This window comes from Streptomyces sp. NPDC091282, from assembly GCF_044757385.1.
In the GTDB taxonomy this organism is placed as follows: Bacteria; Actinomycetota; Actinomycetes; order Streptomycetales; family Streptomycetaceae; genus Streptomyces; species Streptomyces gramineus.
In genome coordinates this window covers 1,174,035-1,200,079 of record NZ_JBIVUX010000002.1, presented here as the reverse complement: position 1 = coordinate 1,200,079, position 26,045 = coordinate 1,174,035, and the positions used below count along the sequence as shown (strand labels likewise).

Annotated in this window: 28 protein-coding genes; 12 read left to right on the top strand and 16 right to left on the bottom strand. The window is 73.3% G+C overall.

What is annotated here, in order from left to right; all coding sequences use genetic code 11:
* Position 1 precedes the first annotated feature (1 nt).
* The gene (hemQ, locus tag ACIQOE_RS12460; protein ID WP_351942008.1) at positions 2–733 is read left to right on the top strand and encodes a hydrogen peroxide-dependent heme synthase; all 732 of its coding nucleotides are present in this window, start codon (positions 2–4) and stop codon (positions 731–733) included.
* Between the two features lie 6 nt (positions 734–739).
* On the opposite strand, the gene ACIQOE_RS12455 is transcribed toward hemQ, so the two are convergent.
* From ACIQOE_RS12455 to zapE, 12 genes are all read right to left on the bottom strand, one after another.
* Positions 740–2,380 (bottom strand): alpha/beta hydrolase, encoded by a 1,641-nt coding sequence (locus ACIQOE_RS12455; protein ID WP_401411275.1) that lies wholly within the window; start codon positions 2,378–2,380, stop codon positions 740–742.
* A 155-nt stretch (positions 2,381–2,535) separates the two neighbouring features.
* Positions 2,536–3,315 carry a TIGR04222 domain-containing membrane protein gene (locus ACIQOE_RS12450; protein WP_351325954.1) on the bottom strand — a complete coding sequence of 260 codons (780 nt, stop codon included), beginning with the start codon at positions 3,313–3,315 and terminating at the stop codon, positions 2,536–2,538.
* 96 nt (positions 3,316–3,411) lie between these two features.
* Entirely contained in the window at positions 3,412–4,194 is a 783-nt protein-coding gene (locus ACIQOE_RS12445) for a DUF4142 domain-containing protein (protein ID WP_401411273.1), read from the bottom strand.
* A gap of 156 nt (positions 4,195–4,350) precedes the next feature.
* The gene (locus ACIQOE_RS12440; RefSeq protein WP_362648070.1) at positions 4,351–5,622 is read right to left on the bottom strand and encodes a DUF692 domain-containing protein; all 1,272 of its coding nucleotides are present in this window, start codon (positions 5,620–5,622) and stop codon (positions 4,351–4,353) included.
* A gap of 225 nt (positions 5,623–5,847) precedes the next feature.
* On the bottom strand, positions 5,848–6,540 hold the full coding sequence (locus ACIQOE_RS12435) for an aminoacyl-tRNA hydrolase (RefSeq protein WP_401411270.1): 693 nt from the start codon (positions 6,538–6,540) through the stop codon (positions 5,848–5,850).
* Between the two features lie 59 nt (positions 6,541–6,599).
* Complete coding sequence (locus tag ACIQOE_RS12430) at positions 6,600–6,782, bottom strand: hypothetical protein (protein ID WP_351325962.1); 183 nt, start codon at positions 6,780–6,782, stop codon at positions 6,600–6,602.
* 18 nt (positions 6,783–6,800) lie between these two features.
* Positions 6,801–7,661, bottom strand: a complete 861-nt coding sequence (locus ACIQOE_RS12425) for a polysaccharide deacetylase family protein (RefSeq protein ID WP_365562781.1) — start codon at positions 7,659–7,661, stop codon at positions 6,801–6,803.
* A 52-nt stretch (positions 7,662–7,713) separates the two neighbouring features.
* Entirely contained in the window at positions 7,714–8,583 is an 870-nt protein-coding gene (locus tag ACIQOE_RS12420) for a slipin family protein (protein WP_351325964.1), read from the bottom strand.
* 145 nt (positions 8,584–8,728) lie between these two features.
* Complete coding sequence (locus tag ACIQOE_RS12415; protein ID WP_365562778.1) at positions 8,729–10,213, bottom strand: SulP family inorganic anion transporter; 1,485 nt, start codon at positions 10,211–10,213, stop codon at positions 8,729–8,731.
* 8 nt (positions 10,214–10,221) lie between these two features.
* Positions 10,222–10,800 carry a carbonic anhydrase gene (locus ACIQOE_RS12410; protein WP_351325966.1) on the bottom strand — a complete coding sequence of 193 codons (579 nt, stop codon included), beginning with the start codon at positions 10,798–10,800 and terminating at the stop codon, positions 10,222–10,224.
* A gap of 81 nt (positions 10,801–10,881) precedes the next feature.
* The gene (locus tag ACIQOE_RS12405; RefSeq protein WP_365562776.1) at positions 10,882–11,277 is read right to left on the bottom strand and encodes a hypothetical protein; all 396 of its coding nucleotides are present in this window, start codon (positions 11,275–11,277) and stop codon (positions 10,882–10,884) included.
* Between the two features lie 213 nt (positions 11,278–11,490).
* A complete protein-coding gene (zapE, locus tag ACIQOE_RS12400; RefSeq protein WP_365562773.1) occupies positions 11,491–12,597 on the bottom strand; it encodes a cell division protein ZapE in 1,107 nt (368 codons plus the stop codon).
* 37 nt (positions 12,598–12,634) lie between these two features.
* On the opposite strand from zapE, the gene ACIQOE_RS12395 reads away from it, so the two are divergent.
* The 5 genes from ACIQOE_RS12395 (at position 12,635) to ACIQOE_RS12375 (ending at position 17,586) form a co-directional block, all read left to right on the top strand.
* Positions 12,635–13,414 carry a pyrimidine reductase family protein gene (locus ACIQOE_RS12395; protein WP_401411266.1) on the top strand — a complete coding sequence of 260 codons (780 nt, stop codon included), beginning with the start codon at positions 12,635–12,637 and terminating at the stop codon, positions 13,412–13,414.
* A 155-nt stretch (positions 13,415–13,569) separates the two neighbouring features.
* Positions 13,570–14,043 (top strand): indole-3-glycerol phosphate synthase, encoded by a 474-nt coding sequence (locus tag ACIQOE_RS12390; protein WP_351325972.1) that lies wholly within the window; start codon positions 13,570–13,572, stop codon positions 14,041–14,043.
* 182 nt (positions 14,044–14,225) lie between these two features.
* On the top strand, positions 14,226–15,614 hold the full coding sequence (gene murC / locus ACIQOE_RS12385) for a UDP-N-acetylmuramate--L-alanine ligase (RefSeq protein ID WP_401411264.1): 1,389 nt from the start codon (positions 14,226–14,228) through the stop codon (positions 15,612–15,614).
* Positions 15,615–15,627: 13 nt separating this feature from the next.
* On the top strand, positions 15,628–16,035 hold the full coding sequence (msrB, locus tag ACIQOE_RS12380; RefSeq protein WP_351940091.1) for a peptide-methionine (R)-S-oxide reductase MsrB: 408 nt from the start codon (positions 15,628–15,630) through the stop codon (positions 16,033–16,035).
* A gap of 243 nt (positions 16,036–16,278) precedes the next feature.
* Entirely contained in the window at positions 16,279–17,586 is a 1,308-nt protein-coding gene (locus ACIQOE_RS12375) for a PP2C family protein-serine/threonine phosphatase (protein WP_401411261.1), read from the top strand.
* A gap of 13 nt (positions 17,587–17,599) precedes the next feature.
* Here the strand turns inward: ACIQOE_RS12375 and ACIQOE_RS12370 are convergent, their stop codons facing one another.
* Both ACIQOE_RS12370 and ACIQOE_RS12365 read right to left on the bottom strand, forming a co-directional pair.
* On the bottom strand, positions 17,600–19,003 hold the full coding sequence (locus ACIQOE_RS12370) for an ATP-binding protein (protein WP_401411259.1): 1,404 nt from the start codon (positions 19,001–19,003) through the stop codon (positions 17,600–17,602).
* A gap of 29 nt (positions 19,004–19,032) precedes the next feature.
* A complete protein-coding gene (locus ACIQOE_RS12365) occupies positions 19,033–19,788 on the bottom strand; it encodes a response regulator transcription factor (RefSeq protein ID WP_365576742.1) in 756 nt (251 codons plus the stop codon).
* 91 nt (positions 19,789–19,879) lie between these two features.
* Here ACIQOE_RS12365 and ACIQOE_RS12360 point away from each other — a divergent pair, with 91 nt between their 5' ends.
* The 6 genes from ACIQOE_RS12360 to ACIQOE_RS12335 all read left to right on the top strand — a co-directional run bounded on the left by ACIQOE_RS12360 (position 19,880) and on the right by ACIQOE_RS12335 (position 24,957).
* Positions 19,880–21,217, top strand: coding sequence for a ferric reductase-like transmembrane domain-containing protein (locus ACIQOE_RS12360; protein WP_401411257.1), 1,338 nt, complete (start codon positions 19,880–19,882; stop codon positions 21,215–21,217).
* An 11-nt stretch (positions 21,218–21,228) separates the two neighbouring features.
* Positions 21,229–21,615 carry an FMN-binding protein gene (locus tag ACIQOE_RS12355; RefSeq protein ID WP_365576738.1) on the top strand — a complete coding sequence of 129 codons (387 nt, stop codon included), beginning with the start codon at positions 21,229–21,231 and terminating at the stop codon, positions 21,613–21,615.
* 2 nt (positions 21,616–21,617) lie between these two features.
* Positions 21,618–22,340: an FAD:protein FMN transferase gene (locus ACIQOE_RS12350; protein WP_365576736.1), complete on the top strand. Its 723-nt coding sequence runs from the start codon at positions 21,618–21,620 to the stop codon at positions 22,338–22,340.
* Between the two features lie 177 nt (positions 22,341–22,517).
* Positions 22,518–23,648, top strand: coding sequence for an ABC transporter ATP-binding protein (locus ACIQOE_RS12345; protein WP_365562752.1), 1,131 nt, complete (start codon positions 22,518–22,520; stop codon positions 23,646–23,648).
* A complete protein-coding gene (locus tag ACIQOE_RS12340; protein WP_351325989.1) occupies positions 23,645–24,295 on the top strand; it encodes an ABC transporter permease in 651 nt (216 codons plus the stop codon). The genes ACIQOE_RS12345 and ACIQOE_RS12340 overlap by 4 nt, the downstream gene beginning before the upstream one ends.
* Positions 24,292–24,957 (top strand): ABC transporter permease, encoded by a 666-nt coding sequence (locus tag ACIQOE_RS12335; RefSeq protein ID WP_351325991.1) that lies wholly within the window; start codon positions 24,292–24,294, stop codon positions 24,955–24,957. Before ACIQOE_RS12340 ends, ACIQOE_RS12335 begins: the two co-directional genes overlap by 4 nt.
* Before the next feature lie 71 nt (positions 24,958–25,028).
* Here ACIQOE_RS12335 and ACIQOE_RS12330 read toward each other — a convergent pair whose 3' ends face one another.
* Both ACIQOE_RS12330 and ACIQOE_RS12325 read right to left on the bottom strand, forming a co-directional pair.
* Positions 25,029–25,625 carry an ATP/GTP-binding protein gene (locus ACIQOE_RS12330; RefSeq protein ID WP_351325992.1) on the bottom strand — a complete coding sequence of 199 codons (597 nt, stop codon included), beginning with the start codon at positions 25,623–25,625 and terminating at the stop codon, positions 25,029–25,031.
* Complete coding sequence (locus tag ACIQOE_RS12325) at positions 25,612–26,028, bottom strand: DUF742 domain-containing protein (RefSeq protein ID WP_351325994.1); 417 nt, start codon at positions 26,026–26,028, stop codon at positions 25,612–25,614. Before ACIQOE_RS12325 ends, ACIQOE_RS12330 begins: the two co-directional genes overlap by 14 nt.
* Positions 26,029–26,045 lie beyond the last annotated feature (17 nt).

Sequence of the window (26,045 nt, the reverse complement as noted above, 5' to 3'; positions counted from 1 at the left end):
CATGAGTGACGACGCCCCCACCACCGCCGCCGAGCGGATCCCGAACAAGGGCAAGCTGGCCAAGGACCTCAACGAGGTCATCCGCTACACCCTGTGGTCGGTCTTCAAGCTGAAGGACGTGCTGCCCGAGGACCGCACGGGCTACGCGGACGAGGTCCAGGAGCTGTTCGACCAGCTCGCGGCCAAGGACGTGACCGTGCGCGGCACCTACGACGTCTCCGGTCTGCGCGCCGACGCCGACCTGATGATCTGGTGGCACGCCGAGGACAGCGACCAGCTCCAGGAGGCGTACAACCTCTTCCGCCGCACGAAGCTGGGCCGCGCCCTCGCGCCGGTCTGGTCGAACATGGCGCTGCACCGCCCCGCCGAGTTCAACCGCTCGCACATCCCGGCCTTCCTCGCCGACGAGACGCCGCGCAACTACGTCAGCGTGTATCCGTTCGTGCGCTCCTACGACTGGTACCTGCTGCCCGACGAGGACCGCCGCCGGATGCTCGCCGACCACGGCAAGATGGCCCGCGGCTACCCGGACGTGCGCGCCAACACGGTCGCCTCGTTCTCGCTCGGCGACTACGAGTGGATCCTGGCCTTCGAGGCCGACGAGCTGTACCGCATCGTCGACCTCATGCGCCACCTGCGCGCCTCCGAGGCCCGCATGCACGTCCGCGAGGAGGTCCCGTTCTACACGGGCCGCCGCAAGGACGTCGCGGAGCTGGTCGCGGGCCTCGCCTGACGACGCTCAGCGCCGGCCGGCCTGCCCCTTCAGGGAGTCCCGCAGCTTCTTGGACTGCCGGGCACGGCCGGCCGGCTTCGGCTCCGGGTGCGCCGCGCAGGACGCCCGCCGCTCCGGGAGCCGGCCCTCCAGCAGGTAGGCCTCCAGGTAGCCGTTGACGCACTTGTTGGGGCCGCCGCCGATGCCGTGGGTGCCCGCGTCCCGCTCGGTCACCAGCACCGAGTCGGCCAGCCGCCGGTTCAGCTCCAGCGCGCCCGCGTACGGCGTGGCCGCGTCCCGCTCGGCCTGCAGGATCAGCGTCGGCGGCAGTTCACCGGGACCGGTGCGCACGTCCAGGGCCTTCTGCCGGGGCACCGGCCAGTAGGCGCACGGCAGGTTCATGAACGCGTTGTCCCAGGTCTCGAACGGCGCCACCCGCGCCAGCCGGGTGTTGTCCCGGTCCCAGGTCGCGAAGTCCGTCGGCCAGGCCGCGTCGTTGCACTCGACGGCCGTGTACACCGCGTTGCCGTTCTCCGCGGCGGCGGCCGTCGCCTGCGTCGGCGCCGCCAGCCGGACCAGCGGCTTCGCGTCGCCCTTCAGGAACTTCGACAGCGCCTCCGCGCGGCTCGGCCAGAAGTCGTCGTAGTACCCGGCCGTCAGGAACGCGCCCTGCAGCTGCGCCGGGCCGACCTTCCCGCCGGCCGCCTTCTTGGCCAGCCGCTTGCTCGCCCGGTCGTAACTCGCCTGCACCTTCGCCGCCGTGTCGCCGAGCCCGTAGACGTCGTCGTGCCGGGCGATCCACTCCCGGTAGTCCGCCCAGCGGCCCTCGAAGGCGGCCGACTGGTCGAGGTTGGCGCGGTACCAGATCTGCGCCGGGTCCGGGTCGACCGCCGAGTCCAGCACCATCCGCCGTACGTGCGAGGGGAACAGGGTGGCGTACAACGCGCCGAAGTAGGTGCCGTAGGAGGCGCCCATGAAGGTCAGCCGGTTCTCGCCGAGCGCGGCGCGCAGCACGTCCAGGTCCCGGGCGTTGTTGAGCGAGGTGTAGTACCTCAGCTTCGACCCGGACCGCTTGAGGCAGCCGCGCGCGTACGCCTTCGCCTCCGCGACCCGCGCCTTCTTGTACGCGGCCGAGGGATGCGCCGGCGACGGGGAGGGCGCCTTGAAGAAGCGCTTGGGGTCCACGCAGGACAGCGGCGCCGAACGGTCCACGCCCCGCGGGGCGTAGCCGACCAGGTCGTAGGCGGCGGCCAGGCGCTTCCACTCGGGGAGCGTGCCGACCATCGGGAAGTCCATGCCGGAGGCGCCGGGACCGCCCGGGTTGTAGACCAGGGAGCCTTGCCTCGGCACCTTGCGCTTGCTGTTGTGCGGGTCCTTGTGGGTGGCCCGCACCCGGCTGACGGTCAGCCGGATCTGCTTGCCCTGCGGGTACGCGTAGTCCAGCGGGACGCTCAGCGTGCCGCACTGGAAGGAACTCGGGTACTCCAGCGAGGCGGCGCACTTGCCGAAGTCGATGCCCTCCGCGCGCGCTCGCGCGGCGGCCACGGAGGTACCGCGCAGCTCGGCCGCCGCCGTGTCCGGGACGCGCGGCGCGCTCCCGGCCGGGGCGGCGGCCAGGGTGGTCAGGAGCAGGGACCCGGCTGCCGAATACAGGACGGGTGCTCTCATGTGGGGGTATCCCTTCGGTGCGGTCGCTGCGTGGCGCGGCAGCAACGGCACCGCAGCGACTGCACGGCAGCAATAAAAGGGATATTTCGATCGGTCGGCGGCGAAGGCAAGCACCATCGGCCGGTGTCGGCGCCAATGCCCCTGTACGCCCCCGCTCACTCCCGCGGGAGCTGGTCCCGGTGTGCGAAGGCCGCACGCAGCTCCGGTTCGCCGATCGCGCGGATGCCGCGGACGGCGACGGAGGCGAGGAACGAGTGGTCGTCGGCCGCCCGCCCGGCCCGCCGGCGCACTCCGCCCAGCAGCCGCTGCCCGGCCGGGGACGCCCAGCGCGCGTACGGGTGCACCTCGACCCGGGCTATGCCCAGGCAGCTCAGGGTCAGGGTGAGCGGCAGCGCGAACCACACGGCGATCAGATCGCGCGTCATCCCGGCCGGGGCGGGCAGCGTCAGGGCGGCCACCGCCAGGCCGGTCACGGCGAGCGCGGCGGCCCGCACCTGACGCACGCCCGCCGCGACCGTGGTCCGCGCCGCCGCGTCCGGCACCGCGAGGCCCGCCCGCACCAGCCCCTCGCCGAGGCTGCGCACGGCGTCCGTGTCGGCCGCGGCGGACCGCACCGGCGCTATCCGGGACTGTCCTTCGGGTCCGATGGCGCCTATCACCGACCGCTCGATCTCGTCCCGCGCACGCGGGTCCACCACGGTCGCCCAGCCGGTGTGGGCGAGCAGCAGCCGCTGCTGGCGGGCCATGGACACCAGGGTCAGGTCGGCGACCCGGGCGGGCCCGCCGGACAGGAACGCGGCCTCGTACAGCGTCAGATCGCGGCCTCGGACCGGGTCGGTGCCGACGGCCGCCGCGCGGACGGCGGCCAGGCACAGCCGTGTGCAGGCGGTGCCGGCGACGGCCCAGGCCAGGAGCAGGAGAAGCACCCAGAACATGACGTGTTTCTATGCCAGGGGTCTGGGAAACACCATGCCCTGTTCACATTCCGGACCGAGTGTTGTGGGTACGTGACGTTCCGTTTGCCGCCCAGGTCAAGGGGTGCCGGTCGGCGGGGGACTGGAGGCGGCGGGCGGCAACGGGTAGGCGGAGGCCGTCTGCGGGGACGGCGTGACCGGGATCGCGTCGCCCGGCGCGAACACCGGCGGCGAGGGGACGGGCGCGGGCGTGGCCGCCAACTGCCCGGCCAGCGCGCCGAAGTCGACGTACCCGGTGGCCTCCAGCATCTTGATGTGGTCCAGGACGGTGGTGTTGGCGTCGTCGGCGAGACCGCGGACCAGGATGTTCTGGGTACCGGCCCGGACCTGGGCGACGACCGAGAAGACCCGGCCGTGCGCCAGCCGCAGGATGTTCGCGAACTGCCGGTCGAAGTCCTGCCCCTGCGCCTCGGCCAGCGTGGCGAGCCACTGCTGCTGCTGGTCGTTGGGCTGGTTGGGGATGGGCAGGCCGAGGATGCCGGCCACGCTGCGCACGTGCGCGTCCAGGGTGGTGTGGCCGTCCACGAGGTGCTGTCCGGCGGCCCGGACGGCCTGGGTGGTGCCCTTCTCCTCCGCCATCTCGCCGGCCGGCAGCTCCCAGAGCCCGGCGAGGCGCACCTTGACGACGAAGTCCCGGTCGAGGGCGGACAGCGGGCCGTAGCGGGTCGGCACGGTCCGGTCGCTGAGCACGTTCACCGAGCCGGTCGGGTCCGAGCGGTCGGCGTACGACCAGATCGGGAAGACCAGGGCGGCGAGGGTCGCCGCGAGACAGGTGAGGAGCAGTCCGGTGCCGGTGAATATGCCCCGGCCTCGGACAGGGGGTCGGTAACGTGCGTGCATGATGCCTCCTGCGCCGCACGGCTCAGGCTTCGCCGTGCGGGCTTGGCATATTACCGAGGCGGGGGAGCGCGGCCCCGGGCCGAGGGGGGCGGGGTCCGCCCCCGGACGCCGGGCGCGGACCCCCGCGCGTCGGGTCCCGCGGTGCGCGCGCCGTCCTCACCCCCGTCGGAGCAGTGCCCCGCGCCGGGGCGCCGCGCCCGCGCGGTCCAGCCACCAGGTGCGCAGGCGCCGGCGGGAGACCCTGTCGCCCGCCCGGCCCTCGCGCAGCAGCCGTCCCGCGAAGTCCAGGGCGTCGCGCCGGTAGCCGCCGGTCATCGGCTGCTCCTGCGCGTACGCCAGGAACGCCGGCCGGTAGCCGTCCCCGAGGATCTCGGGCAGCTCCGGGGCCACCTTCGCCACCACGTCCGCCCGCTTCGACGCCAGCGCCCGCGCCTGCACGCCCATCCGCACCCGGTCGAAGCCCTCCGGCACCGGTGTCCCCGCGACCAGCGCGGACAGCACCGCGGCCTGGCCGAGACCGACGCGCTGCCGGGTGGCGTCGGCCACCTCGGGCGCGGCGGGCCGCACCGCGGGGGCGGAGCGGCCGCCGCGGTCCCCGCCCCCGGCCGCCACGGCCCCGCGGATCGCCGCCAGCTCCCGCTCCAGTTCGGCCGGTTCGGGGAAGTTCTCGTCCCGCTCCAGCAGCACTCCCGGTGGCGTGACCCGGGACGCGAGGTGGCTCAGCACCTCCAGGACCTCCGGGGGCACCGGGTGGGCGTGGCTGTCGTGCCAGACGCCGTCCCGTTCGACGCCGCCCGCGACATGGACGTAGGCGATGGCCTCGACGGGGAGTTCGGCGAGCGCTGCGGCCGGGTCCTCGCCCCGGTTGACGCGGTTGGTGTGCAGGTTCGCCACGTCGATCAGCAGCCGGACCCCGGTGCGGTCCACCAGGTCGTACAGGAACTGTCCCTCGGTCATCTCCTCGCCCGGCCAGCCGATCAGCGCGGCGATGTTCTCGACGGCGAGCGGCACGGGCAGCGCGTCCTGGGCGATCCGCACGTTCTCGCAGAGGACGTCGAGCGCGTCCCGGGTGCGGGGCACGGGGAGGAGGTGTCCGGCCTCCAGCAGCGGTGTGGCCGTCAGCGGGCCGCCCGCGCGGACGAACGCGATGTGCTCGGTGACCAGGGGGGAGCCCAGCGCCTCGGCCCGCTCGGCGAGCGCCGCGAGCCGGTGCCCGTCCGGCCGGTCCGCGCCGCCGAGGCCCAGGGAGACACCGTGCGGTACGACCGTCACCCCGCGCTCGCGCAGCCGCCGCAGCGACTCGGGGAGGTGGCCGGGGCAGGTGTTCTCGGACACGACCTCGACCCAGTCGACGCCGGGCATGCGCTCCACGGCGTCCGCGATCTCCGGCCGCCAGCCGATGCCCGTTCCCAGCCGCTCCAGGACCATGGTCCTCCCCCTCCTCCGACTGACGGGGGTATGGCCCCGGAGCGCGTCCGCGAACCGCGTTGCCTGCCGCTTCAGAGCAACATTTGAGGTTCGTGTCCGCGCTCCGGGGAGCTGTACGCCCCGTGCCTGCCCGTGTCGCCGGTCCGGTGACCGGACGTACGGGCACGACGGCGGCGGTGTTCAAGCAGACGGCAAAGTTCGTCAGGGAATTCAAAAAAGCACTGGTCAGCGGAGGGCGGGATGGTCCGCGACCACGGTGCAGCTGCCCGGCGCGATCTCGGTGAACCCGGCGTCCCGCACCAACGGCAGCCCGCTGTCCGTCAGCTCGCGCCACTCGGCCGCACCGGCGGTCCGCACGGCGAGCGGGAACCCGGCCTCGCGCCAGGCCTCGCGCTCCTCCTGCGGCAGCGCCCACCAGGCGAGCTGGGCCCCGTGCCCGGCCTGGGCCATCGCCTTGCCCGCGGACATCTCCAGCTCCGGGTTCAGCCAGAGCACGGGCCGCGTCCGGTCGGCGGAGGCGGGCGGCTCCGGGTCGTCCAGCTCGGTCCCGGACACCTGCAGCTTCGCCAGCTCCTTCGGCCAGCCGTCGAGCGGCACCGGCGGGAACACCCGCACCTCGGCGGACTTCCCGGTCAGCGTGATCCCGGGCAGCTCCGCGGCCCGCCGCCACTCGGACCCGCGGGCCCGCCGCACGACCTTGCGGATCCGGGCGTCCTCCCAGTCCCGGACCGTCTGCGCCCACTCCCCGTCGCCGAGCGCCCGCGGATCACCGAGCAGCGTCAGCACGGCACGGGCGGCGGTCTCCAGGGCGTCGGTGCGGGCGGGCGGGGCGGCCTTCTCGATCCGTACGACGAGGGGCAGGACGAACTGGGGTGCGTCGTCCCGGCTGTTCGCCGAGACCTGGAAAGGAGCGCTCACCCGGACACCCTAAGGGGCCGTGCGGCGGAGCCGGGGACCGGCCGGGTCCGTCCGGCCGCTCACCCCGAGCAGGCGCTTCGCTGCGCCTCCTGCCACTCGCACCGCGGGCACATCGTGATGCCCCGGTACGACTCCGGGTACTCGGTCGGCTCCCGGCACAGCACGCACTCGGCGAACGGCGGACCGTCCGTCCCGGGCGGCTCGGACACCCCGGCGGCCGTGCAGTACCCCTCGTCGCTCATGCCTCCAGCGTAGAACGGTCAGCGATGACCGGGCGTCCGCCCGATCAGCTCGGACACCTTCACGAACCGGAAGCCCCGGTGCCGCAGCTCCGGCACGACGTGCCGGACCACCTCCTCGGTGGTCGGGGCGGCGCTGCGCGTGCAGTGCATGACGACCACGGAGCCGGGCTTCACCCCGTCCAGCACCTGCTGGGTGACGGCATCGGCGTCGGTCGCGAACGCGTCGCCGCTCACCACGTCCCACTGCACCGCGGTGACCCCGAGCGAGCCGACCGCGCGCCGTGCCTGGTCGTCGTAGCAGCCGCCGGGGAAGCGGAAGTACGGCATCGGATGCGGGACGCCGGCCCGCAGCAGCGCGGCGTAGGCACGCTGCACGTCCGACTTCATGTTCGCGGCGGAGACGGTCGGCAGGCCGTAGCAGTCGCCGGTGAAGGCGTAGTGGCTGTAGGAGTGGTTGGCGACCTCGAACTGCGCATCGTGGCCGAGGGAACGGGCCTGGTCCGGGTACTCGTCGGCCCAGCGGCCGGTCATGAAGACCGTGGCCGGCACCTTCAGCCGGCGCAGGGTCGCGATCAGCGCGGGGTTGTCGAAGTGCTCGCCGGCGGCCGCGCGGGGCCCCTCGTCGGCGGTCATGTCGGCGTCGAAGGTCAGCGCGACGGTCTTGCCCGCCGTGCGCGGACCGTTGGAGAAGACGGCGGCCAGACCGCCCGGCCCCGCGGGGAGCGTGGGCGGCTTCGCGGCGGGTGCGGGGCGGGCGGGTGCGGGGCTCGTGTGCGCGGTGTGCGGGCTCGGGGCGGTGGTGCCGCAGGCGGCGAGCGCGGCGCCGAGGGCGACGCCGGCGACGGTCAGGGCGGTAAGACGGCGTACTGGTCTGATCACCCTATGAACGTAGGTCGGATTGTCCGTTTTTTCGGGGCGGCGCGAGTCCGGGTCACCCGGGCGGATGCCGCAGCGCCGCGGTGTCCTCCCGCACCGCTCCGTCCGGGTGAACGGCTTCCGGACGGCCGGTCGGGCCCGGCCCGGCGGCGCCGTTCGGCGCGGGCTGCTGGGCCCGCTCCAGGAACCGCAGCAGCTCCACCGGGAAGGGCAGCACCAGGGTGGAGTTCTTCTCGGCGGCCACCGCCACGATCGTCTGCAGCAGCCGCAGTTGCAGGGCCGCCGGCGTGCTCGCCATCTGCTGGGCCGCCTCGGCGAGCTTCTTCGAGGCCTGGAACTCGGCGTCGGCGTTGATGATCCGCGCCCGGCGCTCCCGGTCGGCCTCGGCCTGCCGCGCCATCGAGCGCTTCATCGTGTCCGGCAGCGACACGTCCTTGATCTCCACGCGGTCCACCTGCACGCCCCAGCCCACGGCCGGGCTGTCGATCATCAGCTCCAGGCCCTGGTTGAGCTGCTCGCGATTGGAGAGCAGGTCGTCCAGGTCGCTCTTGCCGATGATGGACCGCAGCGAGGTCTGCGCCATCTGCGAGACGGCGAACTTGTAGTCCTCCACCTTGACCAGTGCGCTCACCGCGTCGACCACCCGGAAGTAGACGACCGCGTCCACGCGCACCGTGACGTTGTCGCGGGTGATGCCCTCCTGGGCGGGGACCGGCAGCGTGACGATCTGCATGTTGACCTTGTGCAGCCGGTCCGCGAACGGGATCACCAGATTGAACCCGGGCTGTCGTACGGAACCGGTGACCCGGCCGAGCCGGAACAGCACACCCTGTTCGTACTGCTTGACGACCCGCGCCCCCGCGGCCACGTACAGCGCGCCGGCGCACAGCGCCGCCACGATCGCGACCAGCAGCTCCTGAACCATGACGACCTCCAGCCAGAGAGGTCCGGTATGTCTGATGCTGCAACGATATGCCCGGCGGGTGCCTCGGGGCCACGGCCGCCGGGAAGCAGGTCCGGGCCGGGATGCCGAGGGGCGTCGGCGTCCCGGCCCGGGTGCGGCCGCCGGTTCAGACGGCCGTGTCCCTCGGGGGCCCGGCCGATCCGGCCGTGACCCGCACCGGCTCGGTGCCGGCGTCGCTGTGCCGCTCGGCCCAGCTCTCCAGCGCGGTCCGGCAGGCGTGGTCGAGGTGGTGCAGCCCGGACAGGTCCACCCGGACCGGGCGGTCCTGGGGCAGCGCCTCCAGGCTGTCCAGGATCCTGGGCAACCGCAGGAAGGTCGCGTTGCCCGAGAGGTACGCGTCGACCGGGCCCGCGCCCTTGTCGACCACCTCCAGCCTGATGTGCGAGGCCTCCCACGCGGTCTTGACGATCGACAGGGCGATCCCGATCAGCACGCCCTCGAACATGCTCACCGCCACGATCGACACCGCGGTGACGACCAGGACCAGGGCCTCGCCGCGGTGCTCGCGCCAGAGCACGGCCAGCGCCCGTACGGGTATCAGCTTGGCCCCCGAGTACACGAGGACACCGGCGAGCGCCGGGATCGGCAGCAGGCCGAGGGCGCCGGGCAGCAGCGCCGCGAACAGCAGCAGCCAGGCGCCGTGCAGCACCCGCGACGCCTTCGTGCGGGCGCCCGCCTGCACGTTGGCCGCGCTGCGCACGATCACCGCGGTCATCGGCAGCGCGCCGAGCACTCCGCACAGGGCGTTGCCCGCGCCCTGGGCGATCAGTTCCTGGTTGTACCGGGTGCGCGGACCGTTGTGCAGCCGGTCCACGGCCGCCGCGCTGAACAGCGACTCGGCGGACGCGATCAGCGTGAACGCCACGATCGTGCCGATCACCCCGAGGCTCGCCAGCTCGCCGAAGGCGCTCGCCGTCGGCGGCTGGACGGAGCCGAGCAGCCCGTGCACCTCGACGGTGGCGACCGGGAGGCCCAGCAGGAACGCGGCCAGGGTGGCGAGGCCGACGGCGGCCAGCGGGCCGGGAACCGTCCGTGCCTTCGCCGGGAGGTGCTTCCACAGGACGAGGACGGCGACGGTGCCCGCGCCGAGGGCGAGCGAGGCCAGCGCCTCCCCGTCCCCGAGCGCGTCCGCGAACGCCCGCGGCAGCCCGGCTATCTTGCCCGGCCCCGAATCAGGGGCCTTCGCGGCGAGCGCGGGATAGAGCTGGCCGGCGATCAGCACCAGCCCGATCCCGGCCAGCATGCCCTCGACCACGGAGACCGAGATGGCCCGGAACCAGCGGCCCAGCCGCAGCACGCCCATGGCGATCTGGAGCACGCCGGTGATCAGCACGATCACGCCGAGCACCGGCAGCCCGAACTCCTTGACCGCCTCGAAGACGAGCACGGTCAGACCGGCGGCGGGTCCCGACACCTGGAGGCTGCTGCCGCGCAGCGCCCCGGTGACGAGCCCGCCCACGATGCCGGTGACCAGGCCGAGTTCGGCCGGGACACCGGAGGCGACGGCCACACCCACGCACAGCGGGAGCGCGACCAGGAAGACGACGAGGGAGGCGGTGAAGTCCTGCTTCAGGTACGGGAACTTGGACATCGCGACGCTCACAGGGTCTCGAACGCGTCGGTCTCGGCGCGGTGTTCGCGCACGGCACCGGTGTGGACCTCGTAGTACCAGCCGCGCAGGGTCAGTTCGCCCCGCGTCAGCTTCCTGTCGATGCACGGGTAGGAGCGCAGCCGCAGCAACTGGGCGAGCACGTGGTTCTGCACGCCCTCGGCGACGGCCGGGTCCTGCGGGGCGCCGGCCGGACGCGGCTCGGCGCCGGCCAGCCAGTCCCGTACGGCGGGTACGGCGGTCAGGTCGTCGCCGCGCACCAGCGCGCCGACGGCGCCGCAGTGCGAGTGCCCGCAGACGACGATGTCGCGGACGCCGAGCACCTCCACGGCGTACTCGATGGTGGCCGCCTCGCCGGTGGGGTGGACGGAGGCGTACGGGGGGACGATGTTGCCCGCGGTGCGCAGCTCGAAGAGCTCGCCCGGGCGGGCGCCGGTGATCAGGGCCGGGACGACACGGGAGTCGGAGCAGGTGATGAAGAGCACCTGCGGTGACTGGCCCGCGGCGAGTTCGGCGAACTCCTCAGGGCGCTGTCCGAAGGCACGGGCGTTGTCGATGAGGGGCTGCATGATGGGACTCCTCCTGGCGCGCCGGAGGGGCGCGTCGGGCTTGCACGACGTTTGTGGGGGGTGGGCGGGCGAACCCGCCGCTCAGCAGCGGAAGACCTGGAGCGCGGCCGGCGAGTGGGTTCTTGACGTTCTCGGCGCGTGGTCCCGGGGGACCGCGGGGACGGTCCTGGCCGGTATCGCCTCGGTGTGCCGCGCGGCGGGCGGACGGTCGTCGGCCCAGCCGGCGGTGGAGGTGCGCTGACGGTCGGCGACGCGGGGCGGGCCGGGCAGCTCACCGCAGCGGCCGTGGCCGCGCAGCACGTGGTGGTCGTCGCGCACGATGGCCGCGTGCGTCTGGGGACCGGACGCGGCCTTGGCCTCGGCATGACGGAGTGTGTGCGCGGCTGCGAATGTTGCCGTGGGTGCGAAGAACTGGACGGCGAGCAGGGCGGCGGCCAGGAGCGCGAACACGGTCCGGGCCGTCGTACCACGGAACATGAGCCCCCCTCGCGACAGTTCACGTCTCTTGTGCGCACCAAGCACAGGTCAATGGTTGGTCAAGAAACACGTTAACCCCGCACAGTCCTTTGCAGGGTTAACTGGGTGTTGCGAACCGAAGAGAGCGTAAAAAATGCCGGTGGGGTGGCTCGATCGAGTTCCTCGGCGTGGCGTCGCGGCCGACGGCGGCGCGCCTACTCGGCGGCGGCGCGCCTACTCGGCGGCGACGAGCCCCTTGCCGTCCCGGGCCAGGGCGGTGAGCCGGGAGATCGCGCGGAAGTACTTCTTGCGGTAGCCGCCGTTCAGCATCTCCTCGCTGAACAGCCTGTCGAACGGCAGCCCGGAGGCCAGCACCGGGACCTCGCGGTCGTAGAGCCGGTCCGCGAGGACCACCAGGCGCAGCGCGGTCGACTGGTCCGGCACCGGCCGCACGTCGGTGAGACAGACCGCCGTCAGGCCGTCGGTCAGCGCGCCGTAACGGCTCGGGTGCACCTTGGCCAGGTGGTCCAGGAGCTGCGGGAAGTCGTCGAGGGAGGCGCCCGCGGTGGCGTACGCCGTCTTGGTCACCAGCTCCTCGGAGAACGGCGCCGGCGCCTCGGGCAGGCCGCGGTGGCGGTAGTCCTCGCCGTCGATGCGCAGCGCGCGGAAGTGGGCGGACAGGCCCTGGATCTCGCGCAGGAAGTCCGCCGCCGCGAACCGGCCCTCGCCGAGCTTGCCCGGCAGCGTGTTGGAGGTGGCGGCGAGCGCGACCCCCGCGTCGACCAGGCGGCCCAGCAGCGTCGACACCAGGACCGTGTCGCCGGGGTCGTCCAGCTCGAACTCGTCGATGCACAGCAGGCGGTGACCGGAGAGGGTCTGCACGGTCTGCTGGAAGCCGAGCGCGCCGACCAGGTTGGTCAGCTCCACGAAGGTGCCGAACGCCTTCAGCGCGGGCTCGGCCGGTGTGGCGTGCCAGAGCGAGGCGAGCAGGTGGGTCTTGCCGACGCCGTACCCGCCGTCCAGGTAGACCCCGCGGGGTCCGGCCGGGGTCTTGGGCGCCTTCGCCCTCCCGAAGCCGAAGAGGCCGCGCTTGCCGCCGCCCGCCGCGTGCGCCCCGCCGAGCCCGGCCGCGAAGCCTTCGAGGACGCGCACGGCCTCGGTCTGGCTCGGCTGGTTCGGGTCCGGTATGTACGTGGCGAAGCGGACCGAGTCGAAGCGGGGCGGCGGCACCATCTCGGCGACCAGCCGGTCCGCGGGGACGTGCGGCGAGCGGGCGCACAGCGACAGCGGAGCCGCGTCGGCTATGGGGCTGACCTCGGAAGCGGCGGGAGAAGACGACACGGTCATCCATGGTAGTTGCCGTGCCACACTGCACGACATGCGACGCCTGTTCCCTGTGACCGAAGAGACAGCGGCCCCGGCATCCGGCGGCCCGGCCGAGGGGGAGTGGAGCCTGGCGGAGCTGGCGCTGGCCTACGCCTATCCCGCCGGGCGGGAGGTCTGGCTGCGGGCCAACATGGTCTCCACGCTCGACGGCGCCGCCCAGCACGACGGACGGTCGCAGCCCATCTCCGGCGCCGCCGACATGCGCATCTTCGGCACCCTGCGGGCCCTGGCCGACGTCGTGGTCGTCGGTGCGGAAACGGTACGCCAGGAGGGGTACCGGCCGGCCCGCGCGCGGGCCGAGTTCGCCGCCGCCAGGGCGGCGGCGGGGCAGGGCGCGGCGGCCGCGGTCGCCGTCGTCACCGCGAGCCTGGACCTCGACTTCTCGCTGCCGCTGTTCACCTCGCCCCTCGTCCCGACCCTGGTCCTCACCGGCGCCGCCGCCGCGCCGGACCGGGTGGCCGCGGCCGAGCGCGCGGGCGCCCTGGTGCTGGCCGCGGGCGACGGCGCCGGTGTCGACCCGGCCCGCGCGGTGCGCGTCCTCGCCGGTCTCGGCCACACCCGGCTGCTCACCGAGGGCGGGCCCCGGCTGCTCGGGCAGTTCGTCGCCGCCGGCGTCCTGGACGAGCTGTGCCTGACCGTGTCCCCGATGCTGACGGCGGGAGGGGCGCAGCGGATTTCCGGCGGGCCCGGTGTCACCGTGCCCCGGCATTTCGAACTAGTGTCCCTGCTGGAGGAGGCCGGATTCCTGTTCAGTCGCTACCAGCGGTCCTGAATTCGGCGGAATCTACCGTTCCGCTTAGCTTCCGGCGGGCACACTGAATCCGGTAGTACCCGTGCGATCACGGGGCAGGATGGTTTCCGCAGGGTCGGCTAGGCCCAGGGAGGACAGAGGGTCCGAGTGGCCCTCTCATGGAGAAGAGGCGCCTGGTGTTCACAAGCGTTCTGATGATCGAGAAGGCCCTGACGTCCGCCGACGTGGAGTTCGTCACCACCTTGCACGGCGACGAGCAGGTCTCCTTCCACGTGCTGCTCCAGCCGCGCGGCGACCAGGCGGACCGCCTGCTGCGGGCCATCGACGACATCGCGCTCGGCGAACTGGACGAAGCAGCGCGCGAGGGCGAGACACCGCAGGGCGAGGCGGCCACGGCACTCGCCGAACAGGCGCTGGAGGTGTCCCTGACGGCGCTGCGGGCGGCGGGCAGCTCGGCGGAGGGACGGATGGTCGAGGACCATCCGCTGGACGCGCTGAAGACGATCGTCGACGAGGTGGGCGCGGACGAGGTCATCGTCCTGACCGATCCGCACTACGTCGAGGAGTTCTTCCACCGGGACTGGGCGTCCCGGGCCCGGCACAAGGTGGGGGTGCCGGTGCTGAAGCTGTTCTCGCACAGCAAGGCGTAGCCGCGGGCGCGGACGCCGCCGGGGTGCGGGGCGCCGGCCGGTGCCGGTGCGCCGTGCCCGCCCGCGCCGCTCCCGGCGGCCCCCGGGGCAGCCGCGGGCGCCGGTGCCCGTTGCGCGGCACCCGGTGCCCGAGCGCATAGGCTAAGGCTGCTTCCGCACGTACCGTCTCTGGGGAGAAACACATGGCACCCGGCCTTCCTACCGCCATGGAGCGACCGCACTTCATCGGGATCGGCGGCGCCGGGATGTCCGGGATCGCCAAGATCCTCGCCCAGCGCGGTGCCCGGGTCGCCGGGAGCGACGCCAAGGAGTCGGCCACCGCCGAGGCGCTGCGCGCGCTGGGCGCCACCGTGCACATCGGGCACGCGGCCGGGCACCTGGCCGACGACGCCAGCTGTGTCGTCGTCTCGTCGGCGATCCGCGGGGACAACCCCGAGCTGGCGCGCGCCGCCGAGCTGGGCGTCCCCGTGGTGCACCGCTCGGACGCCCTGGCCGCCCTGATGGACGGCCTGCGCCCGATCGCCGTCGCGGGCACCCACGGCAAGACCACGACCACGTCGATGCTGGCCGTCTCGCTGACCGAGCTGGGCCGCGAGCCGTCGTACGCCATCGGCGGCGACCTGGACGCCCCCGGTTCCAACGCCGTGCACGGCACCGGCGAGATCTTCGTCGCCGAGGCGGACGAGTCGGATCGCAGCTTCCACAAGTACGCGCCCGAGGTCGCCATCGTCCTCAACGTGGAACTCGACCACCACGCCAACTACGCCTCGATGGACGAGATCTACCAGTCCTTCGAGATCTTCGCGGGCCGGATCGTGCCCGGCGGCACGCTGGTGATCAGCGCCGACCAGGAGGGCGCGCGGGAGCTGACCCGGCGGCTCGCCGGGAAGGTCCGCACGGTGACCTACGGCGCCGCCGCCGACGCGGACGTACGGGTGCTGTCCGTCGTGCCGCAGGGCCTGAGGAGCGAGGTCACCGTCGAGCTGGACGGGACCGTGCTGACCTTCGCGGTCTCCGTGCCCGGCCGCCACTACGCGCACAACGCCGTCGCCGCGCTCGCCGCGGGCGTGGCGCTCGGGATCCCGGCCGCCGAGCTGGCGCCCGCGCTCGCCGCGTACACGGGCGTCAAGCGCCGCCTCCAGCTCAAGGGCGAGGCGGCCGGCGTCCAGGTGATCGACTCCTACGCCCACCACCCCACCGAGATGACCGCCGACCTGGACGCCATGCGCGCCGCCGCGGGCGACGCCCGGATCCTGGTCGTCTTCCAGCCGCACCTGTTCTCCCGCACCCAGGAGCTGGGCAAGGAGATGGGCGACGCGCTGGCCCTGGCGGACGCCTCGCTGGTCCTGGACATCTACCCGGCCCGCGAGGACCCGCTCCCCGGCGTCACCAGCGAGCTGATCATCGAGGCCGCACGGGCCGCGGGCGCCGACGTCACCGCCGTCCACGACAAGGACGAGGTGCCGACCGTGCTGGCGGGAATGACGAAGCCCGGTGATCTGGTTCTCACCATGGGCGCGGGCGATGTCACCGACCTGGGCCCGAAGATCCTGGAACGCCTGGCGAAGTAAGGGGCTGAGAGTCATGTCGTACGACGTAGACAAGCCGGACGAGCAGTGGCGGGCGGAGCTGACCCCGGCCGAGTACGCCGTGCTGCGTCAGGCGGCGACCGAGCCGGCCTTCGTCGGTGAGTACACCGACACGAAGACCAAGGGCGTCTACTCCTGTCGCGCCTGCGGTGCGGAGCTGTTCACCTCCGGCACGAAGTTCGAGTCGCACTGCGGATGGCCGTCCTTCTACGACCCGAAGGACACCGACGCGGTCGAACTGATCGAGGACCGCACGCACGGAATGGTGCGCACCGAGGTCCGGTGCGCGCGCTGCGGCTCGCACCTCGGGCACGTCTTCGAGGGCGAGGGGTACGCGACCCCGACCGACCAGCGGTACTGCATCAACTCGATCTCGCTGCGGCTGGCGCCCGACGAGAGCTGAGCGGGACACGGAGCCGGTCCGGGCCGCGGCGCCCGGACCGGCTCCGTGCCGTCGGCGCCGTCCCCGCCCTCCATTCGGGCGTACCCGGCGCGCGCGGCGACGGGACGGCTCCCCGGGAGTGCCGGGCCGCGCGCGGGACGCCCCGGTGGCCGCCGCGCACGGCCGCCGGCCGCGACGACGGCCTCCTGCGGGGCCGCGGCGGCCCGGCCGTCTGGTGCCTGCCGCGGTGCTGTTTGAGATTCTGTGAAGGTGTTGGGTGTCGCGCGATGGTTCCAGTCCCGCAGGGGACCCGCGTCCGCCGACGGCCCCGGGGCACTGGACGGGCCCGCCGCCGGCGCCGACCCCGCCGCGCCCCTCAGGCTGCTGCGGACGGCCGCGGCCGGCATCGGCACCACGCTCGACGAGTCCACGACCTGCCGGGAACTGACCCGCGCCGCGGTACGGCTGACCGGCGGCGGAGCCGCCGTGATGCGCCGCACGGGCGAGACCGTCTCCGGCTACGAGTCGATCACCGGCGACGCCGACCTGCTGCCCGACGCCCGCTGGGCCACCGCGGTGGCCCGCGACGCCGGCTCCCCGGCGGCCGACCACTGGACGGACCCCTGGCTCGCCCGCCCGGCAGGCAGCCACACCCGCCCGGCCGTGTGCCTGCCCCTGAACAGCGGCTCCGAGCAGTACGGCGTCCTGGTCTGCGCCCGCGAGGGAAGGGTCTTCGTCCGGGCGGAGGCCGAACTGCTCGCCCTGCTCGCCGAACGCGCCGCCTCCCACATCCGGCACGCCCGCGAGTACGAGCACGTCAACCGCACCGCAGGTGACCTGCAACGCGCCCTGCTGTCCGAGCCCGGCCGGCCGCACCCCAACCTGGACGTCGCGATCCGCTACCTCCCGGCCGGCGGCCGCGTGCTGGTCGGCGGCGACTGGTGCGAGACGGTACGGCTGCACTTCGGCCGCAGCCTGCTCGTCGTCGGCGACGTGATGGGCCACGGCCTGGAGGCCGCCGTCGACATGAACGCCTACCGGTCCTCGCTGCGCTACATCGCCTCCTCCGAGCTGCCCCCGCACCGGGTGCTGCGCCAGATGGACGCCCTCGCCGCCGACGAGGCGGACCGGCGCCCCGCCACCTGCCTGCTGGCGCGCGTCGACCCGAGCCGCGGTCAGGTCACCCTGTCCAGCGCGGGCCACCTCCCGCCCGCCCTGATCACCGGGGAGGGCCGCACCTCGCTGCTGCCGGTCCCGGTCGGGCCGCCGCTCGGCACCGGCTTCGGCGGCTACGAGTCGGCCACCCACCGGTTCGGCCCCGACCACTCCCTCGTGCTGTTCACGGACGGCCTGGTGGAACACCGGGACGAGGACATCGACCGGTCCCTGAGCCGCCTCGCCGACCTGCACTTCAAGCCCGCCGTCGGCGTGGACGCCCTTCTGGACTCCATCGTCACCCGGCTCGACGCCCGCAACGCCGAGGACGACGTCGCGGTCCTCGCGGCCCGCCCGCATCCCCGGCAGGGCGGCTTCACCTACGAGGCGGAGGAGGAACGGGCACCGGGGCTGTGAGACCCGGTCCGGGTCAGGCGGGCAGCGTCAGGGTGAACGTGGTCGTGCCGTCCGGGCCGTCGGCCAGTTCGATCGTGCCGCCGTGCGCCTCCACCAGGGCACGGGCCACCGACAGGCCGAGGCCGCTGCCGCCGTGGTCGCGGCTGCGGGCCTTGTCGACACGGTAGAAGCGGTCGAAGACCCGGGCCCGGTCGGCGGCCGGAACGCCGGGGCCGTGGTCGGCGACGCTCACCGTCGCCCCGCCGGGAGCGGTGCCCACCGTCACCGACACCGGCGTGCCCGCGGGCGTGTGGACCGCCGCGTTGGTGAGGAGGTTGTCCACCACCTGGCGGACACGGACCGGGTCCAGCCGCAGCGGGACCGGGTCCGGCCCGGCGGTCACCGTCAGCGGACGGCCGGCGTGCGCCGCCCGGAACGCGTCCGCGGCCTCCCGCACCAGCTCCGTCAGGTCGGTCTCCTCCAGCCGCAGCGGCGCCTCCACCTCGGCCGCGTCGAGACGCGCGAGGAGCAGCAGATCGTCCAGGAGGACACCCATCCGGGCGGCCTCGGCGCGCAACCGGGCCAGGTGCTTGTCGCGTTCTGCGGGCGCGTTGGCGGCCGCGTACTGGAAGAGGTCGGCGTAGCCGCGCACCGACATCAGCGGGGTGCGCAGCTCGTGCGAGGCGTCCGCCACGAACCGGCGCAGCCGCTGCTCCGCCTCCGCCCGGACGGCGAGCGAGCGGTCGATGTGTTCGAGCATCGTGTTGAACGCGGTCCGCAGCTCCTCGACCTCGGGGCCGCCGCCCCGCCGGGCCGCGCGCAGCGGCAGCCGGGCCGCCGCCTGGGTCAGGTCGTGCGAGGCGATCCCGTGCGCGGTGTGCGCCATGTCGCTCAGCGGTTCCAGGCCGTGCCGCAGCAGCCGGCGGCCGAACACCACCAGCGCCAGCAGCGCCAGCCCGAAGGCCACCACCTGGACCGTGACCAGCTGTCGTACGGTGTCGTCGATGCTGTCCGTGGGCGCGCCGCTGACCAGCACCACGCCCGGTTCCACCTCGCAGCCGCGCAGCCGGTACTCGCCCTTCCCGGTCAGGTCCGCGGTCCGCAGCACCTCGGTACCGGCGGCGAGCTGCGCCCGGGCCACCGAGGTGAGCGGCGCGATGTCCGAGGGCAGGTCGCCGCGCTCCTCCGGGGTGCGCAGCACCGGTGTGCCGTGCGAGACGTCGTACACGGCGTAGTACCAGTGGTAGTACTTCTTGCCCTGCAGCGTGCCGTGCTGCGCGATGCTCTTGGACTGCGCGACCTGGGCGAGACCCAGCTGGTCGTCGAGCTGGGCCGACAGGTAGTCCCGCATGTACGTCGTCAGGGCGGTGCCGACGACCGCGAACACGACCAGCGCCAGCGCCCCGATGCCCAGCGCCAGCCTGGTGCCCAGGCGCATGTCCCGGAAGGACCGCCGCAGCCGGCCCCTCACTCCGCGGCCTGCTGCCGTATGACGTACCCGAAGCCGCGCACGGTGTGGATCAGCGGTTCCCCGCCGGCCTCGTCCAGCTTGCGGCGCAGGCGGCTGACGACCAGTTCCACCACGTTCGAGCGGCCGCCGAAGCCGTACTCCCAGACGTGGTCCAGGATCTGCGCCTTGGTGAGCACGGTCGGCGACTTGCGCATCAGGTACCGCAGCACCTCGAACTCGGTCGGGGTCAGCGCGAACAGCCGCTCGCCGCGCCGGACCTCACGGGTGTCCTCGTCCATCGTCAGGTCGGCGATCCGCAGCACCGAGCGTGGGAAACCGGGCCCCGCGCTGCGCCGCAGCACCGTGCGCAGCCGGGCCATCAGCTCCTCCACCGCGAACGGCTTGACCAGGTAGTCGTCCCCGCCCCGGGTCAGCCCCGCGACCCGGTCGGCGACCCCGTCGCGCGCCGTGAGGAACACCACCGGCACCATCGTCCCGGAGTGCCGCAGCCGGTCCAGGACGCCGAAGCCGTCCACGTCCGGCAGCATCAGGTCGAGCACGACGATGTCCGGCCGGAAGTCGGCGGCCCGGGCGAGCGCGTCCTCGCCGGAGTACGCGGTGACGGCCTCCCAGCCCTCGTACCGTGCGACGGTCGCGACCAGGTCGGCGATCGGCGGGTCGTCGTCCACGACGAGGAGTCGTACTTTTTCCACCCGCTCATACTGCGGCACGCGGCGGCGGACGCCGGACCCGCGTCCGCCCCGGGAGTACATCGATAACCAGTTGAAAGTCGTCCGACAGGAAAACGACAGCGACCGCGGGTGAAGCTCGACCTCCAGGACCCGATCAAGGAGCTGCCGACCCGTGACGACCGTCCAATCGCCCCCCGCGCCCCCCACGGCGACCCGCCCCGGGGTGGTGGCCCGCACGTGCCTGTACGCCGTGCTCGCCGTGAACGCGGCCGTGGTCGCCTGGCTCTTCGCCCGGGCGGGCTTCGCCTCCAACGCGCTGATCGTGATCGGGCGGCTCCTCGGCCTGTACGGCGCCCTCGTCATGGCCTTCCAGCTGGTGCTGGTCGCCCGGCTGCTCTGGCTGGACCGCCGGATCGGCATGGACCGGCTCACCTCCTGGCACCGGTGGACCGGCTTCGCCCTGCTGTGGACCCTGCTCGGGCACGTCGTCTTCATCGCCTTCGGGTACGCCGACGGCACGGGCACCGGCCCGGTCGGCGAGATCGTCGACCTCGCCGGGACGACGGAGGGGGTCCTGCGCGCGGTCGTCGCCTTCGGCGTCCTCCTCGCGGTCGGCGCGGTCTCGGCCCGCTCCGCCCGCCGCCGGCTCGCCTACGAGACCTGGCACTTCGTCCACCTGTACACCTACGTGGCCGTGGTGCTCGCCTTCACCCACCAGGTCGCCGTCGGTACGACGTTCACCGCGTCGCCCGCCGCGACCGCCTACTGGTACGCGCTGTGGGGCGTCGCCCTCGGCTCGGTGGCCGTCGGCCGGCTGGTCCTGCCGCTGTGGCGCAACCACCGCCACCGGTTCCGGGTGTCGGCCGTCGTCCCCGAGTCGGACCAGGTGGTCTCGGTCTACGTCACCGGCCGCGACCTGGACGAACTGGGCGCCAGGGCAGGTCAGTTCTTCCTGTGGCGGTTCCTGACGAAGGACCGCTGGTGGCAGGCGAACCCGTTCTCCCTGTCCGCCGCACCCGACGGCCGCACCCTGCGCCTGACCGCCAAGGCCGTCGGCGACGGCAGCGCCGCCCTGCGCCACCTGAAGCCCGGCACCCGGGTCTTCGCCGAGGGCCCCTACGGCGCCTTCACCGCCCTGCACCGCCGCAGGACCGACTCCCTGCTGATCGCGGGCGGCGTCGGCGTCACCCCGGTCCGTGCCCTCCTGGAGGACCTGGACGGCCACGCGGTCGTCATCTACCGCGTCGCGGCGGAACGGGACGCGGTCCTCCTCGGCGAACTGCGCGACCTGGCCGTCGCCAAGGGCGCCGAACTGCACCTGGTCACCGGGCCGCCGGTCCCCGACAGGCTGGCGCCGCGCGAACTGGCCCGGCTGGTGCCGGACATCGCCGACCGGGACGTCTTCCTGTGCGGGCCGCCGCCGATGATGAACGCGGTCCTGCGCACCCTGGACGACCTGGGCGTGCCCAAGCCGCAGATCCACTTCGAGCGTTTCGGCCTGGCGGGATGAGAGGGACACCTGTGAAGCGAGCCATACCCGTCGTCGCCCTCAGCATCGCGGGCCTGGTCCCCGTCTGGCGCTACGAGCCGTCCGCGGGCGGCACCACGGTCTCCGCGGCCCGGCCCGCGCCGGACTCCGCGGCCGCCACCGGCACCGTCGTCAAGGGCACGACGGTCGACACCGAGAAGGGACCCGTCCAGGTCCGGGCGACCTTCGACGGCGACCGGATCACCGCGGTCACGATGCTCCGGCAGCCCGACCACCCGCAGACCACGGCGGCCGTACCGGTCCTGATCGCGGAGACGCTGAAGGCGCAGAGCGCGGACGTCGACACCGTGTCGGGCGCGACGGTCACCAGCGACGGCTACCGGGAGTCCCTGCAGGCCGCCATCGACGCGAAGGGCTGACCGTGCGCCGGGTCGAACACGTCATGGGCTTCCCCGTCTCGCTGCGCGTCGACGACCGGGACGTCCCGGCGGGCGCGGCGGACGCCGTGTTCGCCTGGCTGCGCGCGGTGGACGAACGGTTCAGCCCGTTCGAGCCGGACAGCGAGGTCCGCCGGCTCGACCGGGGCGCGCTCTCCCGGACCGAGGTGAGCCCGGACCTCGCCGAGGTGCTCGCGCTGTGCGAGGAGTACCGGCGGGCGAGCGGCGGCGCGTTCGACGCACGGCTGCCGGGCCGCGGCCTGGATCCCTGCGGGGTGGTCAAGGGCTGGTCGGTGCAGCGGGCGGCGGACCTGCTGGCGGCGGCCGGGGCACGGCGGTTCGTGCTGAACGCGGGCGGCGACGTGGTCGCCTCGGGCGGTCCCTGGCGTGTCGGGGTACGGCATCCCGAGCGGGCCGGCCGGCTGTGCGCGGTCCTCGAACTCACCGACGGGGCGGCGGCCACCTCCGCCCGCTACGAGCGCGGCGACCACATCGTCGACGGCCGCACGGGCCGCCCGGCGACCGCACTGCTCAGCCTGACGGTCGTGGCGCCCACGCTGACCGAGGCGGACGCCGTGGCCACGGCCGCCTTCGCGATGGGCGCCGACGGCGTCGGCTGGGCCGCCGCCCGCCCCGGCTGCGAGGTCTTCGCCGTGGACGCCGATCGGCAGGTGCTGCGGACCGCGGGCTTCCCGGCCGCCGCCTGAGCCCCGCGCGCCCGGCGCGGTCCAAAAACCGACGGCAGGTCACAGAGTGAGGACGACGGGTCGGCCGCCAAAGTGCTGAAACACTTGCGGTCTAGACTCTCCCCGCAACGACCTGCGCCACGGCGACCGTGGTCGAAACCGGGCAGCCTCAGCCAAACCCGAAGGGCATTCGGCGTTTTGATACGGATAGATTCAGTCACCAAGCGGTACCCGGACGGTACGGTCGCCGTCGACCGACTCTCCCTGGAGATACCGGATCGCTCGATCACCGTCTTCGTCGGCCCGTCCGGCTGCGGCAAGACGACGACCCTGCGCATGATCAACCGGATGATCGAACCCAGCGAGGGCCGGATCCTCCTCGACGGCGCCGACATCCAGGCGCAGCCGGTCAACACCCTGCGCCGGTCGATGGGTTACGTGATCCAGAACGCCGGTCTCTTCCAGCACCGCACGATCGCCGACAACATCGCCACCGTGCCCCGGCTGCTGGGCTGGAGCAAGCAGAAGGCGCGCGCCCGCGCCGCCGAGCTGATGGAGCGGGTGGGCCTGGACCCGGCCCTCGCCAAGCGCTACCCCTACCAGCTCTCCGGCGGCCAGCAGCAGCGCGTCGGCGTGGCCCGGGCGCTCGCCGCCGACCCGCCCGTGCTGCTGATGGACGAGCCGTTCTCCGCCGTGGACCCGGTGGTCCGCAAGGGTCTCCAGGACGAACTGCTGCGCATCCAGGGCGAGTTGGGCAAGACCATCGTCTTCGTCACCCATGACATCGACGAGGCGATCAAGCTCGGCACGACCGTCGCCGTGATGCGCACCGGCGGCCACCTCGCCCAGTTCGCGCCGCCCGCCGAACTGCTCACCGACCCCGCCGACGCGTTCGTCGAGGACTTCCTCGGCGCCGACCGGGGCATCCGCAGGCTGTCCTTCTTCCCGTCCGCGGAGCTGGAGCTGCAGCGGGCCCCGATCGTCCCGGTCGACGCCGACGCCACCAAGCTCGACGCCCGCACCTCGCCGGACGCGCCCTACCTCCTCGTCACGGACCTGGACGGCAGGCCGCTCGGCTGGGGCGAGCCCCGTACCCTGACCGCCGGCTCGATCGACCCCGCGCGACTGCTGTCCTACGGTCGGCCGTTCCAGCCCGGCCGGGACTCGCTGCGCGCCGCGCTCGACGGCTCGGTGCTCTCGCCGACCGGCTGGGCGGTGGCCGTCGACGGCGAGGGACGCGCGGTCGGCGTCGTCTCCCAGCAGGTCATCGGTGCCGCGATCCGGGCCGCCCACGCCGAGGGCCGCGACGACGCGAAGGCCGCCGGATGAGCGGCTTCTTCGACATACCCAGCGACCTCCAGAACACCTACTTCGGGCTGATCGGCCTGCACCTGCGCGAGGCCCTCGTCCCGGTGCTGGCCGGCCTGCTGGTGTCCCTGCCGATCGCCCAGCTCTGCGTGCGCTTCCGCTGGCTGTACCCGCCGGTCCTCGGCGTGACCACGATCCTGTACGCCATCCCGTCCCTGGCCTTCTTCGTCGTCCTCATCGACTACACCGGCCAGACCGAGACCACGGTGATGATCCCGCTCGCGGTGTACAGCCTGGTGGTGCTCGTCCCGGCGATCGTGGACGGCGTCCGCTCGGTCCCCGCCGAGACCCTGGCCGCCGCCACCGCGATGGGCCTGGGGCCGGTACGCCGGTACTTCCAGGTGCAGCTGCCGATCGCCGTCCCCGCCATCATCGCGGGCCTGCGGGTGGCCACCGTCTCCAGCATCTCCCTGGTCAGCGTCGGCATGCTGATCGGCAACCAGGGCGGCCTCGGCAACCTCCTGAACGACGCGAACCTCTACCACCGCCCCGAACTGGCGGTGAACTCCGTGGTGACGACGGCCGTGCTGGCGATCCTGGCGGACGCCCTCCTGGTCGTGGTGCGCCGTGTGCTGACTCCCTGGATGCCGAAGGAGAGCACCCGGTGAACGTCCTCAGCTTCATCCACGCCTTCTTCAGCGACAGTTCGCACTGGCACGGCTACGACGGCATCCCCACCCGGCTGTGGGAGCACGTCCAGTACTCGCTGGAGGCGCTCGCCTACGCGGCCGTCATCGGCCTGCCCGTCGGCCTGGTCACCGGTCACTACGGGCGCGGCGGCAACGCCCTCGCCCTGATCGCCACGGCCGGCCGGGCCCTGCCCAGCTTCGGCCTGCTGGTCCTGATGTTCATCTGGCTCGGCTTCGGCATGCTGCCGGTGATGGTCCCGCTGGTGATCCTCGCCGTACCGCCGATCCTGGTCACCACGTACGAGGCGATGCGCTCGGTCGACCCGTCCCCGGTGGACGCCGCACGCGGCATGGGCATGCCGGAGGCGCGCGTGCTCTTCCAGGTCGAACTCCCGGTCGCTCTGCCGCTGATCCTCAGCGGCCTGCGCTCGGCGACCATCCAGATCGTCTCGACGGCCACCATCGCCGCCTACGTCAGCCTGGGCGGCCTCGGCCGCTACATCATCGACGGCCTCTACCAGAAGAACTACGAGAAGGTCGTGGGCGGAGCGACCTTGGTCGCGGCGATGGCCCTGGCCACGCTCGGCATCTTCTGGGCGATCCAGCGCCTGACGGTCTCACCGGGCGTACGCAGGAGCTAGCGCCCCGAAGGGGGCGCGGGGAACTGCGCGACCGACGCACGGTCCGCAGTTCCCCACCCCCCCGCGCCGCACTACCCCTCGCGGCGCGCCAGCGCCAGTTCCAGCACGACGAGCAGCGCGTCCCGCACCGAACCCCGTTCCCGGGCGTCGAAGACGACCACCGGCGTCCCGTCGGCGACGTCCAGCGCCCACCGGACCTCGTCCAGCGTGTGCTCCACCCGCCCGTCGAACGCGTTGAGGGCGATGGCGAACGGAATCCCGCGGTGCTCGAAGTAGTCGACGGCCGCGTAGCAGTCGTCGAGCCGTCGCGTGTCCACGATCACCAGCCCGCCGAGCGCGCCCTCGACGATGTCGTCCCACATGAAGCCGAACCGTTCCTGCCCGGGTGTGCCGAACAGGTACAGCTTCAGGGTCGGGTCGATGGTGATGCAGCCGAAGTCCATCGCCACGGTGGTCGTCGTCTTGCGCGGGGTGAGCGACAGGTCGTCCACGCCCGCCGCGACCTCGGTGATCGACGCCTCGGTGGTCAGCGGCTCGATCTCCGAGATCGAGCCCACGGCGGTGGTCTTGCCCACGCCGAAACCGCCCGCGATGACCATCTTCACCGGCAGCGGCGGCCGTACGGCCGTACGCCCGGTGCCCCGGGTCAGCGAGTCAGTCGGTGTCACGGAGTACCCCTCGGGAGTCTGGGATGGCCCGCAGGCCGTCGATAACCCTGCGCAGGACGGACGAGTCGTGGGTGGCTTCGAAGTCGGGCACGTGCACGGTCAGCTGCCCGGCCTCACGCAGGTCTTCGGCGAGCACCCGGACCACGTTCAGGTGCAGCCGCAGCCGTGCCGCCAGTTCCGCGAGCGACTGCGGAAGCCGGCACGCCGCGATGATGTCGTGCTGCTCGAAGGAGAGCCGGGCGAGCGCGTCGAGTCCCGCGGTGGTCGCCACCACCTGGGTCTCGACGGGCATCGCCGGTCCGGAGGCGCTGTCCGCCACCCGGCCGGCGGTGACCAGGAACGGCCGTACGGCGGGGGCCGGGCCTACCGGGTCCGGGCCCGGGGGCGGGAAGCCGTCCGCCATGGCTGTGTCTTCCTCTC